The 13995-nt window shown below is 70.2% G+C and carries 17 protein-coding genes and 1 riboswitch; of the genes, 13 read left to right on the top strand and 4 right to left on the bottom strand.

Annotated features, from left to right (window positions below; genetic code table 11):
• Positions 1-174 precede the first annotated feature (174 nt).
• Positions 175-681 carry a GNAT family N-acetyltransferase gene (locus AB0B82_RS22550; protein ID WP_360171711.1) on the bottom strand — a complete coding sequence of 169 codons (507 nt, stop codon included), beginning with the start codon at positions 679-681 and terminating at the stop codon, positions 175-177.
• A gap of 65 nt (positions 682-746) precedes the next feature.
• Here AB0B82_RS22550 and AB0B82_RS22545 point away from each other — a divergent pair, with 65 nt between their 5' ends.
• Positions 747-1850, top strand: coding sequence for an ionic transporter y4hA (locus AB0B82_RS22545; protein WP_360171708.1), 1104 nt, complete (start codon positions 747-749; stop codon positions 1848-1850).
• On the opposite strand, the gene AB0B82_RS22540 is transcribed toward AB0B82_RS22545, so the two are convergent.
• Positions 1816-3258: an ankyrin repeat domain-containing protein gene (locus AB0B82_RS22540; protein WP_360171705.1), complete on the bottom strand. Its 1443-nt coding sequence runs from the start codon at positions 3256-3258 to the stop codon at positions 1816-1818. The two genes, AB0B82_RS22545 and AB0B82_RS22540, sit on opposite strands and share 35 nt — an antisense overlap.
• 141 nt (positions 3259-3399) lie before the next feature.
• Positions 3400-3759: a nuclear transport factor 2 family protein gene (locus AB0B82_RS22535; RefSeq protein ID WP_360171702.1), complete on the bottom strand. Its 360-nt coding sequence runs from the start codon at positions 3757-3759 to the stop codon at positions 3400-3402.
• Positions 3760-3881: 122 nt separating this feature from the next.
• Between AB0B82_RS22535 and AB0B82_RS22530 the strand changes: the two genes are divergently transcribed.
• From AB0B82_RS22530 to AB0B82_RS22520, 3 genes are read left to right on the top strand one after another with little or no spacing between them, the layout of a single operon-like run.
• A complete protein-coding gene (locus AB0B82_RS22530; protein WP_360171699.1) occupies positions 3882-4313 on the top strand; it encodes a hypothetical protein in 432 nt (143 codons plus the stop codon).
• A 13-nt stretch (positions 4314-4326) separates the two neighbouring features.
• Entirely contained in the window at positions 4327-4749 is a 423-nt protein-coding gene (locus AB0B82_RS22525; RefSeq protein WP_360171696.1) for a DCC1-like thiol-disulfide oxidoreductase family protein, read from the top strand.
• Entirely contained in the window at positions 4709-5377 is a 669-nt protein-coding gene (locus AB0B82_RS22520) for a TetR family transcriptional regulator (RefSeq protein WP_360171694.1), read from the top strand. The genes AB0B82_RS22525 and AB0B82_RS22520 overlap by 41 nt, the downstream gene beginning before the upstream one ends.
• 3 nt (positions 5378-5380) lie before the next feature.
• On the opposite strand, the gene AB0B82_RS22515 is transcribed toward AB0B82_RS22520, so the two are convergent.
• Positions 5381-5890 carry a DinB family protein gene (locus AB0B82_RS22515; protein ID WP_360171691.1) on the bottom strand — a complete coding sequence of 170 codons (510 nt, stop codon included), beginning with the start codon at positions 5888-5890 and terminating at the stop codon, positions 5381-5383.
• Between the two features lie 205 nt (positions 5891-6095).
• Here AB0B82_RS22515 and AB0B82_RS22510 point away from each other — a divergent pair, with 205 nt between their 5' ends.
• The 9 genes from AB0B82_RS22510 (at position 6096) to AB0B82_RS22470 (ending at position 13991) form a co-directional block, all read left to right on the top strand.
• Positions 6096-7775 carry a DEAD/DEAH box helicase gene (locus tag AB0B82_RS22510; RefSeq protein ID WP_360171688.1) on the top strand — a complete coding sequence of 560 codons (1680 nt, stop codon included), beginning with the start codon at positions 6096-6098 and terminating at the stop codon, positions 7773-7775.
• 179 nt (positions 7776-7954) lie between these two features.
• Positions 7955-8866 (top strand): hypothetical protein, encoded by a 912-nt coding sequence (locus AB0B82_RS22505; protein WP_360171685.1) that lies wholly within the window; start codon positions 7955-7957, stop codon positions 8864-8866.
• Positions 8867-8882: 16 nt separating this feature from the next.
• The gene (locus AB0B82_RS22500) at positions 8883-9248 is read left to right on the top strand and encodes a DUF1304 domain-containing protein (RefSeq protein ID WP_360171682.1); all 366 of its coding nucleotides are present in this window, start codon (positions 8883-8885) and stop codon (positions 9246-9248) included.
• A gap of 38 nt (positions 9249-9286) precedes the next feature.
• Positions 9287-10651, top strand: coding sequence for an MFS transporter (locus tag AB0B82_RS22495; RefSeq protein WP_360171679.1), 1365 nt, complete (start codon positions 9287-9289; stop codon positions 10649-10651).
• A gap of 95 nt (positions 10652-10746) precedes the next feature.
• Positions 10747-10813, top strand: a riboswitch (cobalamin riboswitch).
• 57 nt (positions 10814-10870) lie between these two features.
• On the top strand, positions 10871-11068 hold the full coding sequence (locus AB0B82_RS22490; RefSeq protein ID WP_360171676.1) for a CbtB-domain containing protein: 198 nt from the start codon (positions 10871-10873) through the stop codon (positions 11066-11068).
• Positions 11069-11072: 4 nt separating this feature from the next.
• Positions 11073-11834: a CbtA family protein gene (locus AB0B82_RS22485; RefSeq protein WP_360171673.1), complete on the top strand. Its 762-nt coding sequence runs from the start codon at positions 11073-11075 to the stop codon at positions 11832-11834.
• Positions 11831-12385: a histidine phosphatase family protein gene (locus AB0B82_RS22480; protein ID WP_360171670.1), complete on the top strand. Its 555-nt coding sequence runs from the start codon at positions 11831-11833 to the stop codon at positions 12383-12385. The genes AB0B82_RS22485 and AB0B82_RS22480 overlap by 4 nt, the downstream gene beginning before the upstream one ends.
• A gap of 56 nt (positions 12386-12441) precedes the next feature.
• Positions 12442-13626, top strand: a complete 1185-nt coding sequence (locus AB0B82_RS22475) for an alpha/beta hydrolase (protein WP_360171667.1) — start codon at positions 12442-12444, stop codon at positions 13624-13626.
• Entirely contained in the window at positions 13623-13991 is a 369-nt protein-coding gene (locus AB0B82_RS22470; RefSeq protein ID WP_360171664.1) for a hypothetical protein, read from the top strand. Before AB0B82_RS22475 ends, AB0B82_RS22470 begins: the two co-directional genes overlap by 4 nt.
• Positions 13992-13995: the final 4 nt, after the last annotated feature.

Here is a 13995-nt window from a genome sequence, read left to right as displayed (position 1 = left end):
GCCTCCGGGGTGTGTCAATCAGCCCGCCCGCGAGCTCCTGACCAGCACAAACGCGAGCCCGACCTCGAAAACTCCGTCAGGTGGCACGAGTCAGGCCTGACGCGTCTCCGGCGCGAAGTAGGTGAGCGCGTGGTACGGCTCGAGCGCCTGCCACATCCGCCGCGCGGGTCATCGTCACGGGAGCGGGCGATACATGACGTGCAGGCCGACGTACCCGAGCTTGGGGTGGTCGAAGGCCTCCGGGACGGTGCCGGCGATCCGGAAGCCGAGCGACTGCCACAGGCGGACGGCCGGCCCGTTCGTCTCGACGACCGCGTTGAACTGGATCGAGCGGAACCCGGTCCGGGTGGCCCATGCGATCATGTCCTCGCAGAGCAGCCGGCCGACGCCGCGGCCGCGCGCTTTGGCGTCCACCATGAAACTCGCGCTCGCCACGTGCGCGCCGGGCCCCGGGCGGTTCGGGTACATGTTCGCGCTGCCGAGAACGGTGCCGTCGGCATCGACGGCGACCGTGGTCCGGGCCAGCGGTGATGCGGACGGCGACATCCACAGCGCCCGGGCCTGCTCCTCGGTCAGGTCGGGGTCGTACGTGTAGGTCTCGCGCGCGGTGACGATCTCACGGAAGAACGGCCAGATCGCCGGCCAGTCGTCCGCAGTCGCGTCTCTGATCTCGACAGTCATGTTAGGAGAAGCATCACCCGCCGGCTGCGGCTTGCCAAGCGGATTGCCCGATAGGCTGTCTGGGGATGACAAACTCCGTGATCCAAGGGCTGCCGCGCTGGACCCTGGCCGTGCCCCCGCTCGCTTTCGTCGTCCTGATCGCTACCTGGAAGCGTGACCTCGGAACGATTCTGCTGGTCCTGGTCTGCCTCGGTCTGGGCGCCGCGGTGATCGCGGCGGTGCACCACGCCGAGGTCGTCGCGCACCGCGTCGGGGAGCCGTTCGGCACGCTGATCCTGGCGCTCGCGGTGACGATCATCGAGGTCGCGCTGATCGTGACGTTGATGGCATCCGGCGGTACGAAGGCCGCGTCACTGGCCCGTGACACAGTGTTCGCGGCGGTGATGATCACGTGCAACGGGATCCTCGGGTTGTCACTGGTGGTGGGCTCGCTGCGGCACCGCGTGCAGGGGTTCCGCGTGCAGGCGTCGTACTCCGCGCTGTCGGTGATCACCGCATTGGTCACCCTGAGCTTGGTCGTCCCAACGTTCACGACGAGCGCCGCGGGGCCGCAGTTCAGCGGGCCGCAGTTGGCCTTCGCGGGCGTGATGTCCCTGGTGATGTACGGCGTGTTCGTGTTCGTGCAGACGATCCGGCACCGGGACTACTTCCTGCCGGTCACGCCCGACGGGGAGATCGACGAGGACGAGGACCATCACGCGGCGGGGCCGAGCACCAGGACCGCCCTGGTGAGCCTCGGCCTGCTGTTCGTCTGCCTGATCTCGGTCGTCGGCCTGGCGAAGACGGTGTCTCCGAAGCTGGAGGCCGCGGTGGAGTCGGCCGGCGCCCCGCTCGCGGTGGTCGGTGTCCTGATCGCGTTGCTCGTGCTGCTGCCGGAGACGGTTGCCGCAGTGCGCGCGGCACTGCGGAACCGTCTTCAGACCAGCGTCAACCTGGCGCTCGGATCGGCACTCGCCAGCATTGGCCTGACCATCCCGGCGATTGCGGTCGCCTCGATCTGGCTGAGCGGTCCGCTCGTCCTCGGGCTGGACAGCAAAGACATGGTGCTGTTCCTGCTGACCGTCGTGACCGGGCTGTTCACCCTGTCGACCGGGCGGGCCACCCTGCTGCAGGGTGCCATTCACTTGGCGGTGTTCAGCGCGTTCCTGTTCCTCGCGGTAAGTCCCTGAGGTAGTCGATCACGGCCTGCTGCCGGCTGTGTTCGGCCCAGCTCAATGCGTTGCCGCCGTACGTCGGGTCGCGGACCTCGGGGTCGGCGCCCAACTCGACGAGCTTGCGAACCGTTTCAACATGACCGTTGAGCGCGGCTCGGTGGATCGGCGCCGCGCCGCCGGAGACCGCGCCGAGGTCGTAACCCAGGCGTTGCAGCGCTTGCATCGCCTCCGTACGGCCGATCTCGGCGGCGCGGACCGGCAGGTGCGGCAGGCGAGCCAACGCGCGGGCAGCCAAGGCCGCGTCGACATCCGGCGTTTCGCCACGCATCGCTGCGGCGTACACCTCGTGCACCTCGTCCAGCGGCGCGGCGCCCTTTTCGCGAAGCAGTTCGGCGATCTCGGTATGTCCTTGCACGGCTGCGAGCTCGTACGGACGCTGCCCACCGAAGACGGGGTGCCGGGTGCCGACGCCTTCCGGGTCGGTGCCTTGGGCAAGCACCAGCTCGGCTCGGTGCAGCAGACCGGCCCAGGACGCGAAGACGAGTTCGTCCTCCAGCAGTTGCCGCGGCGTCGGATGGGCCGCGGTCAGTCGGGCATGCCACGGGCCGCCGTCGCCGCGCCCTAGCCCGTACTCCAGCAGGAGCTCCAGGTGGACGTCGTCGTACGGCGGCGGGCACCCGGGCCCGCAGTTGTACATCGTTTGGCTGTCGTTCGGATCGGCGCCGGCCTCGAGCAGGAGCCGCGCGAGCTCGACGCGGTGGCGATGCGGCGGTTGATCACCTTCGCCGCGGCCGAAAACGCCGGTGAGTGCGGTGAAGGGCGACGGCAGGCCGGACCACAGGTACCCGGCGTTGGGATCGGCGCCGTTGCCGAGCAGGAGCTGCGCGATCTCGAGCTGGTTCGGCGCGTCGAGGCGGCTGTAGGTGAGGTAGAGCAACGGTTCCCAGCGGTACGGTCCGCCTTCGACGCCCGCCTGATCGAGGTTCGCCCGGACGCCGTCCACGTCGCCGGCGACCACCTGCGTGTAGATGTTGCTCCGGGCAACCTCGGGAAAGCGCTGGAGGAGCGCGACGGCGGACCGTTGACGAGCCGGATCGTCCTGCCCGTAATGCAGCGTGGCCAGACGCAGGAACTCGTCGGCGCGCTGCTCGGGCGTGTCCAACGGGCCGCCGACGGGCTGCTGATGCGGGGAACGGCTGTACCGGTCGACCAGCTCGAGATGACGCACGAGCCGCGGCCAGCTGGGGAACCCGTAGCTGCGCGCGATCACCAGCTGGGCGTCGGCCAGCGTGCTGACCGGATGAAACTCGGCAGCGAGGGCAATCGCCGCGCTCGAGCCCGCGCGCACGCCTTTGAGCAGGGTTTTGGCCTGACCACGCAGGTGATCCAGGTGCGGGTCGTTCGGAAGGTTCCGGGTCGGCATCGCCGACCTCCTCTCTACGAGCCTGCTGTCCGCGTCGTCAGGCGAGAAAGGAGGTCGAACAGTGCAACGCCTTCGCTCTCAGGTGGGCTGAGCCCTTCCCGCGGACCGGTGGCACCCTGCGTGCCTACCGGCGAGGGTAGCTCACCGCGGCTTCTCCATCCACCATTCGGTGAACTCGTACGCCCGGTCCTTGACCATCCGGATCACCCACAGGTTGCTGAACTCGCCCGGCGGATTCGTCAGGTACGTCGTCCAGCCACGGACGAACCCGACGCCGTCGCCGAAGCCGAGTACCTCGTACTCGAACGCGGTCTCGCCCGGCGCGTCGGCCACCTCGAGCCAGGCCGCCACGATCGCGTCCCGGCCGACCACCGGGTCCTCGTCGGGCCGCCGGTACCAGCTCGCGTCCTCGGTCCAGAGCGCGGCGATGTCCTTGGGTGCGTTGCTCTCCCACGCCTTCCGGTACCGCTCGACCCACCGGTCGAGGTCCTTCTCCCTCATTCGGTCATTGTTGCGCCGGGCGAGACCCAGATCACGGAAGCGGCTACTTGAACACGTTCAAAAGATCGGCGTAGCGTGCGTGCCAGGACGAATTGAACGTGTTCAAGAAGTGGGGACGAAAAATGGACATGACCGTCACGACGTACCTGGCGTACCTGCTGATCGCGGTACCGCTGACGATCTGGGTGGCGCGCACGCTGAGCCGCAACGGCCGGGTCTTCCTGGTCGACGTGTTCCAGGGCAACGCCGACTTCGCCGATGCGGTGAATCGGCTGCTGGTGGTCGGGTTCTACCTGATCAACCTCGGGTTCGTGACGCTGTTCCTGCGCAGCGGCCGGCCGGTGCTGGCGGCCCGCGGCGTCTTCGAGCAGTTGAGCGTGAAACTCGGCATCGTGATGCTGGTGCTCGGCGTGGTGCACCTGACGAACGTCTGGATCTTCAACAAGATCCGCACCCGCAGCCGCCTTGACACGACCCCGCGGCCGCCGGTCCCGCCGAACGACAACGTCCAGCCGATCGCTGCGGCCGAGCAGACCGCTCGCTACGGCTACTGAAGGCTGCCGGCCCGTGCGTGAACTGACGGTGCTGTACGACGCGGGGTGCGGGCTGTGCCGCCGGTTCAAGGACTGGCTCGCCGCGCAAACCCCGGCGCCGGACGGGTACGGCGGGGTGGTGCGGTTGCGGTTCGTCGCGGCGGGGTCGACGGACGCGCGGGCGCTCTATCCTGCCCTCGACCACGCGGCGACGCTGCGGGACGTGACGGTGGTTGCCGACGACGGGGCCGTGTACGTCGGCGATCGCGCCTGGATCATGTGTCTGTGGGCGACCGCTACGCACCGGCACACCGCCGAACGGCTGGCGAATCCGGTGCTGCGGCCGGTTGCGCGAGCTATGGTCCAGGCCGCGGCGGGGCTGAGGAAGTTGAGTGGGGGTGATTACGCTGACGAGTGTGACGGACGGTGCGACCGCGAAGGGCGAGCAGACCCGTGAGCTGATCCTGTCGACCGCGTTGCGGTTGTTCCGGGAGCAGGGGTACGGCAAGACCACGATGCGCGCGATCGCCAACGAGGCCGGCGTGTCGGTGGGGAACGCGTACTACTACTATGGCTCCAAGGAACACCTGATGCAGGCGTACTACGACCTGCTGCAGGAGCAGCACCGCGAGGCGGTCGAGCCGATCCTCGCCGGCGAGCGGGCGTTCGTGCCGCGGTTGTCCGGCGTACTGCGGGCCTGGCTGGACGTCGCCGCGCCGTACCACGAGTTCGCCGGGACGTTCTTCAAGACGGCGGCCGATCCGCGCAGTCCGCTGTCGCCGTTCAGCGCCGACTCGCAGCCGGCGCGGGCCGCGAGTATCGACGTGTTCCGTCAGGTGGTCGAGGGTTCCGACCTGAAGGTCCCGGCCGACCTGCGAGCCGAGCTGCCCGAGCTGCTCTGGCTGCTGCAGATGGGCGTCGTGCTCTTCTGGGTGCACGACCAGTCCGACGACCTGCGCCGTACCCGGACCCTGATCGACCGCGCCGTACCGCTGGTGGACCGGCTGCTGCGCCTGACCCGCATTCCGGGGGTACGCGGTGTCACCACGGATCTGGTCGGGCTGATCCGCTCGATCAAACCCTGACAGTCACTCGCCGGTCGCGCCGTCGATCGCCTGCCGGAGCAGGTCCGCGTGGCCGTTGTGGCGCGCGTACTCCTCGATCATGTGCAGGTAGAGGTAACGCACCGAGTGCGGCGTGTCGTAGCCCGGACGGTCGAACGTGTGGTCCAGGTCGTACTTCGCGGCGAGCTCGTCCGAGGTCTTGATGATGGCGCGGAAGTCCTCGAGATCCTGCGCCGCGAGGGCCGGATCCACATGGTCGAAATCGCCGTCGGGGAACTCCCGGCTCCAGTACTTCGGCGGCGAGTCGTGATCGGCCAGCGTGCGGTGGAACCAGTACTTCTCCACCTCGCTCAGGTGCCGGACCAGGCCGATCAGCGAGATGTCGGCCGGCGGTACGGCGCGTTGGACGAGCTGCTCGTCGGTGAGCCCGGAGAGCTTCCACAGCAAGGTCCCGCGGTGGTAGTCGAGGAAGCTCTGCAGGAGGACACGTTCATCCGCGGCCGTCGGCGGATCGACCCGAAACTGTTCCGTCACGGAGGTGAACCTAGCCTGTGTGACGAGTATCCCGCGAGCCTCGGCCGTGTCGTGCCGTACACTGAGGTGGACGGCCCGCCCAGTTCTGCCTCGGGCCGGAGAGCGCAGCGACCGGCAACCGGTCGGGCGCCGGCAGTCGACCACCACGCGCCGCGGCCCTCGGCCGCGCCGGGCAGGACGACCCCACGATCTTTGGAGTACTGCTATGGCGGCCCGCCGCCCCACGTCTACATTCACGCCCAAGCAATCCCGTCAGTCCGCCGGCGGCACCACCAGCCGGCCGCAATCCCCCTCGCAGGCGCAACCACAGTCGCAACCACAGTCGCAACCACAGGCGCAACCACAGTCGCAATCGGCATCGCAGGGCCGCTCCCGGCGGCGGCGCCGGTCCGGTGCCGGTCGCGCCGCAGCGCTTGAGCTGACCGCTGTTGCCGAGGTCACCGATCTCGACGACCTCACCGAAGTCGCTGAGGTCACTGAGGTTGCTGAGAGCAACGAGAGTGTTGCTGTTGGCAACGGCACGTTCGCCGAGCTCGGCGTCCCCGATCGCCTCACCGCCGCGCTGGCCGCTGCCGGGGTGACCACGCCGTTCCCGATCCAGGCGGCCACGCTGCCGGATTCCCTGGCCGGGAAGGACGTTCTCGGACGCGGGCGCACCGGGTCCGGCAAGACCTACGCCTTCGTACTGCCCGTCCTGGCCCGGCTCGCCGCCGGCCGTGGCGACCGGCGGCCGAACCGTCCGCGCGCCCTGATCCTGGCGCCGACGCGTGAGCTCGCCACCCAGATCCAGGCGTCGATCACGCCGCTCGCGGACACGCTCGGGCTGCGATCGATGACGATCTTCGGCGGCGTCGGACACGGCCCGCAGATCAACGGCCTGCGGAAAGGCACCGACATCGTCGTCGCCTGCCCGGGGCGGCTCGAGGACCACATCAAGGCCGGTCACGCGAAGCTCGACGCGGTGGAGATCACCGTGCTCGACGAGGCCGACCACATGGCCGATCTCGGGTTCCTGCCCGCGGTACGGCGGATTCTCGAGGCGACCCCGGCGCGCGCGCAGCGGCTGCTGTTCTCCGCGACGCTGGACGCCGGTGTCGACGTCCTCGTCCGGCGGTTCATGAACGACCCGGTCACGCACAGTGTGGACTCGGCGCGTTCGCCGGTCGCGCGGATGACGCACCACGTGCTGCACGTCGACTCCGACGCCCGGCTGCCGGTGCTGCTCGATCTGACCGCCGCGCCGGGACGGTCGCTGGTGTTCACCAGGACGAAGTACGGCGCGAAGGCACTGACCAAGAAGCTGATCGCCCAAGGTGTGCCCGCGGTCGAGTTGCACGGCAACCTGTCGCAAGGCGCCCGGACGCGGAACCTGGAGGCCTTCGCCGACGGTACGGCGCGGACGCTCGTGGCGACCGACATCGCCGCCCGGGGAATCCACGTCGACGGGGTCACGCTGGTGATCCACGCCGACCCGCCGGTCGAGCACAAGGCGTACCTGCACCGCTCGGGCCGGACCGCCCGCGCCGGCGCCGAAGGCACCGTCGTCACGTTGATGACCGACGCCCAGGTCCGCGACGTCCGGGACCTGACGCGCAAGGCGGGCATCAAGCCCACCATCACCAAGCTCGACGCCACCCACCCGCTGCTGTCGGAGCTGGCGCCAGGCGAGCGCACGTACGTCACCCCGCCGCCGAAGGAGACGTCCGAGAAGCAGCAGACCTCGCGGAGGACGTCCGGCAAGCGCGGGACGGGCCGGCGGAATTCGGGTGACGTGGTGACGCGCGGTGCCGGTGCGCGGTCGGACGACGGCCGGGTGAACACTTCGTCCCGTCGTCCCTCCCGCCGCCGCGGTCGCCGCCGCACCCCCGGCCAGCACGCGGCCTGACACCCCGCACGCTCGACCGACACGCCGACTGACCGACACGCCGACTGACCGACACCAGGCCCGCCCGGCGCCACACCTTGGCCACCAGGGCTGTTCGAGACCGCGCCGCAGGACCGCAGGGGGTTCTGCGGCGCGGTTCGTCGGTCGGGATACGGTTCTGGTGTTCGGGAGGGGGAGTGATGCGGGTTCGGACGGTGTTGGGGGACGTGGCGCCGCAGGCGCTCGGGGTGACCGACGCGCACGATCATCTGTTCTTCCGGTCGGCCATGCTGCCGGGGCAGGATCTCGACGACGAGGTAGCGGCGACCGCGGAAGCGCAGGCGTTCGCCGCGGCCGGTGGCCAGGCGATCGTGCAGTGGACGCCGCACGGGCTGAACCGCCGCGCCGCCGCACTGCAGCAGATCTCGACCACCACCGGCGTGGCGATCGTCGCCGCCACCGGCCTGCATCGCCGCGAGCACTACCCAGATGGATATGTCGACAATGTCCGCGACCGGCTGGCCGAGCTCTTCGTCCGTGAGCTGACGACGGGCATCGCTGAGACCGAGGTGAAGGCCGGGCTGATCAAGGTGGCCGGCGGGTTCCACATCCTCGACGCGCACGCCGAGTTCACGCTGCGCGCCGCCGCCGAGGCCCACCACGCGACCAACGCGCCGATCGCCATCCACCACGAGCTCGGTTCTGCCGCGGACGCCGTACTCGATCTGCTCGTCGACACGCTCCACGTCCCGCCGACGGCCGTGGTCCTCGGCCATCTCAACCGCTTCCCCGACCATCGCCTGCATCGGGAGCTGGCGAACCGCGGCGCCTGGCTGGCGTTCGACGGCCCGTCGCGCGCCAACAACGCGACCGATCCGCGGCTGACCGACTGCCTCGCCGCGCTGGTCGACGCCGGGTACGCGGACCGGCTCCTGATCGGCGGCGACACCACCACGGCCCGCGCCCGCGCCGCGACCGGCGAGGGCCCCGGCATCCCGTACCTGCTGACCCATCTCAGACCGCGCATCACCCGCTACCTCGGCGCCGATGTCGCCGGCGCGATGTTCGAAACCAACCCGGCGCGCGCCTTCGCCACGGAATGGCGGGCGTAGCTGTACGTTCCGACGCATGAGCGTGATCGCGCAGGTCTTCGTCGTTCTTGCGGGTGTGTTCCACGTGGCCGTCTTCGTGATGGAGAGCGTGCTGTTCCGCAAGCCCAGTACGTACCGGCGGTTCCTGGTCAAGGACTCCGAGGTCGAGGCGGCGCGCCCGTGGGCGTTCAACCAGGGCTTCTACAACCTGTTCCTGGCGATCGGCGCGCTCGGCGGGCTGGTCTGGGGCGGTGACAAAGGCCACGCCATCGCGCTCTTCGCGTGTGCGTGCATGGCCGGCGCGGGCCTCGTGCTGGTCGCGTCGGACCGCCGGATGCTGCGCGCCGCGGCGACCCAGGCAGTGCCCCCGATTCTCGCGCTCGTCCTCGCCGCATTGCTGTAGTTGACTTCAAGTGCACTTGAACAGCGATGGTCTGACGCATGACCGTCGTTGCCGAGCCGACCGCTGAGACAGGCGGCGTCCTCTCCCCCCAATACCGCGCCCTGACCGTCGGAATGGTCGCGTTGATCACCCTCGTCGCTTTCGAGTCCCTTGCGGTGGCGACGGCGATGCCGACCGTCGCGCAGGCGCTCGACGGCCTCAACCTGTATGCGCTCGCCTTCGGCGGCCCGCTCGCGTCCGGTGTCGTCGCGATGGTGGTGTCCGGCACCTGGAGCGATCTGAAGGGCCCGACCCGCCCGCTCTGGCACGGTACGGCGTGGTTCCTGGGCGGACTGCTGATCGCCGGCCTGGCGCCGTCGATGGAGATCCTGGTGGTCGGGCGGATCATCCAGGGGTACGGCGCCGGGCTGCTCACGGTCGCGCTGTACGTCGTCGTCGGACACCTGTATCCGGCCCGCCTCCGGCCGCCGATCTTCGCCGCGTTCGCGGCCGGCTGGGTGGTGCCGTCGCTCGTCGGGCCCGCGATCGCCGGCCTGATCGTCGAGCACGCGAGCTGGCGGATCGTCTTTCTCGCAGTACCGGTGATCGCGGTTCCGGCCGCGCTCGTGATGCGGCCGGGGCTCGCGCGCGGCACGACGTACGACGTCCGCGACGGCAAACTGTGGGACAAGCGCGCCATGTGGTCGCTGGCGGCTGCGGTGGGAGTCGGGCTGCTGCACTACGGCGGCCAGCAGCGTGGCGTCGTCCAGATCGCGCTGCTGGTGGTCGGTCTGGCGGGTGTGGTGGTGTTCGGTCCGAAGTTGCTGCCGTCCGGAACCTTCACGTTCGGGCGCGGGCTGCCGTCGGTGATCGCGCTGCGTGGACTGGTCGCGGCCGCCGGGTTCGGCGCGGAGGTGTTCCTGCCGTTGATGCTCACCCGGGAACGCGGTCTGTCGCCGGCGCTCGCCGGTCTGGTCCTCACGATCAGCGGAGTCAGCTGGAGCGCGGCGAGTTGGTACCGCGGCCGGCCGAAGCAGCCGTTCTCGCACGCGGTCTTCCTGCAGGCGGGCATGCTCGCGATCCTGCTCGGCATCGCCACGGCGGTGCTCACGCTCCATCCGAACGTCCCGGTCGTCGTCGGCGTCCTCGGTTGGGCCCTGGCGGGTCTCGGCATGGGCACCGTGTTCCCGACGCTGTCGGTTCTGGCTCTGGAGTACTCCGAACGCGACGAGCAGGGCGCCAACAGCTCGGCCCTGCAACTGAGCGACTCGTTGTCCACCGCAACCATCCTCGCGATCGGCGGGTCGTTGTTCGCCGCGCTCGAGCCGCACTCCGCGGTCACCGCCTTCCTGGTTGCCTTCGGACTCCCCGCGCTGCTGGCGCTGCTCGGCGTACCCGCCGGACGGCGCACCGCCAGGGCCTGAGTCGGATGAGGGATTGGTCACCGGCGCGCCGGGATGCGTTGACCCCGGCGGGCTCGGGACCGTACGGTTCGGAGGTCAACCTGCGGTGCCATGAGGGAAGCCGGTGAGAGTCCGGCGCGGCCGCGCCACTGTGATCGAGTTTCGGCTCGTCAGTCAGGACGCTCGGGCACCAGCAGCCTTTCGAAGGGGACGCGCACTTCCCCAGGAGGTTCAGTTCTGATGGCAGCTCCTGCCCGGTCGGCCGCCGTACCGGCACTTTCCCCCAAGCTCTTCGCCGTCGCGCTGCTCAGCGTCGGCCTGATGCTGATGCTCGCGTACCTGGTCGCGTTCGACCAGGGTGCGGTCTCCCGCTCCGGGATGTTCCTGCACGAGTTGATGCACGACGGACGTCATCTGCTCGGCGTGCCCTGCCACTAGACCGATGCGCACCTTCGGGCAACTCCTGGTGCGCGGACTGATCGTCGGACTCTTCGCCGGCCTGCTGGCCGGAACTGTCGCCTACGTGCTGGGCGAGCCGCGTGTGGACGCGGCCATCGCGATCGAAGAGTCGGCCGGTCACGCGCACACCCATGACCACGGCGACAGCGCTGAGCCGCAGCCTGCCGCCGAAGCGGACGAGCCGCTCGTCAGCCGGGACGGCCAGCGGGCCGGCTTGTTCCTCGCGACCAGCCTGTACGGCGTAGCGCTCGGCGGACTGTTCGCCGTCGCGTTCACGCTGCTGCGCCGCAAGCTCCGGACCGGGAACGATGCGTACGCCGCGCTCGGACTCGCCGCCGCGGGCTTCGTCGGCGTCGTGCTGATCCCGTTCCTCAAGTACCCGCCGAACCCGCCGGCCGTCGGCGATCCGGACACGATCACGCGGCGCACGATCACGTACCTGCTGACGCTGGTGATCGGCCTGCTCGCGGTTTGGGCGGGCGTCGCGCTGTCGCGCTGGGCCGCCCGGTACGGCGAGGTCGCGCGACTCGCCGGCGGTGTCGCGGGCCTCGTCGTCACGGTTGTCGCGGCGTACCTGATCCTGCCGCGAATCAGCGAGGTTCCGGAGACGTTCCCCGCTACGCTGCTGTGGCAGTTTCGGTTCGCCTCGCTCGGTACGCAGGCGACGCTGTGGCTCTTGCTCGGATTCGGGTACGCGGCCGCGGTGGATCGCCGGCCGATCCGATCGAAGGTGGCGACCGCTTGACGGCTCTGACGCTGATCGCGCATGCCTTGACTCCCGCGCTGCGCGGCCTCGTGCTCGGTGGGGACGCCGAGCCGGATCCGGCGAGTGTCGAGGCGGCGCGCGAGGTGAAGCTGTCCGCCGACGTGGCGTACGCCGGTCCGGAGCGGGCCGCGGTACGTACCGCCGCCGCGCTCGGGCTCGACCCGGTGGTGGAGCCGGCGCTGCGCGACCGCGAGTACGGCGAGTGGACCGGACGCGGACTGGAGGAACTGCTCGGGTCCGATCCGTCGCAGGTCGGGGCCTGGCTCGAACGCCCGCACACCGCCACTCCCGGCGGCGAGACCGAGAACGACGTCCTCGCGCGGGTCGCGGACTGGCTCGGTGACCTGGCGGATCGCGACCACCGCTCGGCGGTCGCGGTGGTTCATCCCGCGGTGGTCCGCGCGATCGTGCTGTACGTCGTGGACGCACCGGCGGAATCACTGCGGCATGTCGACGTCCGGCCGCTGGCCACGGTCCGACTTACCCACAGCTCGCGCGCCTGGTCCCTTTCCTTGACCTCGTCGGCCTGACAAACTGCCTCTGGCCCGGTCACGCGCCCAGGTGACCGCTGTCACGGGGAGTCACGATGATCGATGCCGACCAGTTGGCCGAGCGGTTCCGTGCCAATCACGCCCGGCTGCTCGGTGCGCGCGACCGCCTGCAGGCGGCGGTCGACGCCGGGACAGCCGGTCGGGGCGACCAGCAGCGGCTCGACACGCTGAACGAGCTGCTCACCCCGGTCACGGTCTCCGAGGTCGATGCCAACGGCAACGTCGTCGAGGTGCAGCGGCCGCGGCAGTTCTACTCGGTGAATCCCGAGGGGCAGGGGCGCGCGGTCGAGGTGCTCGGCGATCTCCAGCAGGCGCGCAACGTCGCCGTCCTCGTCCCCGGGATGGGCAACAGCCTGGACACGTTCCGCGGGCAGTCCGACCGCGGCGACCTGATTCGTGACGAGGCCGGTCCGGGGACCGCAGTGGTGGTGTGGATGGACTACGACTCGCCGCACGGCCTGGTGCAGGCCGCGAGCAATGACGCGGCGATCGCAGGCGGTCCTCGGCTAGCGGGTTTCCTGAACGAGCTCAACGACCTCAAGGCGGAGGACGCCGACGTCACGGTCGTCGCGCACTCGTACGGTACGGACGTGGCAGCCCGGGCGGTGATGGCCGGAGCACACCCGACGCGGCTGGTGATGACGGGGTCGCCGGGCATCGCGAAGTACGTCGACGAGGCCGCGGACTTCGTCCAGCCGCCGACCCGGCTGTACACCGAGCGCGCGCCGCGGGACTACGTGTCGTACTCCGAATGGCACGGGCCGGATCCGGCGACGTTCCCGGATGCGGTCCGGATGGCGACGAGCGACCCGCGGGTCGACGACGATCCGGTGTCGGTGCACTGGCACAACCAGTACTACCGGCCGAACAGCGAGGCGCTGCGCAACATCGGGCGCGTCGTCCGCGGCGATCTGACGCGGATCACCACCACGAACACCAGCCGGTCGGCCGAGACGCAGCTCCTGCTCGGCGCATCGTGGGGCGATCCGCTGAACAAGGTCGCGAGCACGGCCTCGAAGGTGTACGACGGAGTTGCGGCGCTCACCAATCCGACCAAGGAATCGGCCGGTGCCGCCGCTGGGCAGAACGGTGCAGTGCATCCGGACGCGGCGACGCAGTCTCCGGCCGCACGGGCGGCGACGGGACGGACTGGGGCGGGGCGGGCCGGCGCGCCGCGGTCACCGGGAGCAGCGCGAGGAGCGGGAGGACGGCACCGATGAGCGACGACCGGGAGTTCCTGCGGAGCGAGCTGCTGGCGGTGGCGGCAGCCGTCGTACCGGACCAGCGGCCCGTGGTGACGCACGATCCGGGGCCGATCGCGCCCGGCGTCCTGTTCGACGGACGTGGGCCGGCCACGGTCGCGCGGGTGACCGTGCAGACCGGCAACCCGCGCTCACCCGACCCGGCGGCCGAGGTCGAGGCCGCCGCGAACGCGTTGCGAGCGCGTGGCTGGACCGCGGAGGTGGTCCCCGAGGAGGACGGGCACTACCGGGTCGCGGCGACGCGCGAGGGGTTCGACGTCGCCGTGCACGCGTGGTCGGCGGACTGGCGGATCACCTTCACCGGCGAGACCCCGGCCCCCTGACACC

It is taken from the genome of Kribbella sp. NPDC048915, from assembly GCF_040649595.1.
Classification (GTDB): Bacteria; Actinomycetota; Actinomycetes; order Propionibacteriales; family Kribbellaceae; genus Kribbella.
The sequence above is the reverse complement of the archived record's forward strand: the minus strand, read 5'-3'. Positions and strand labels throughout refer to the sequence as shown.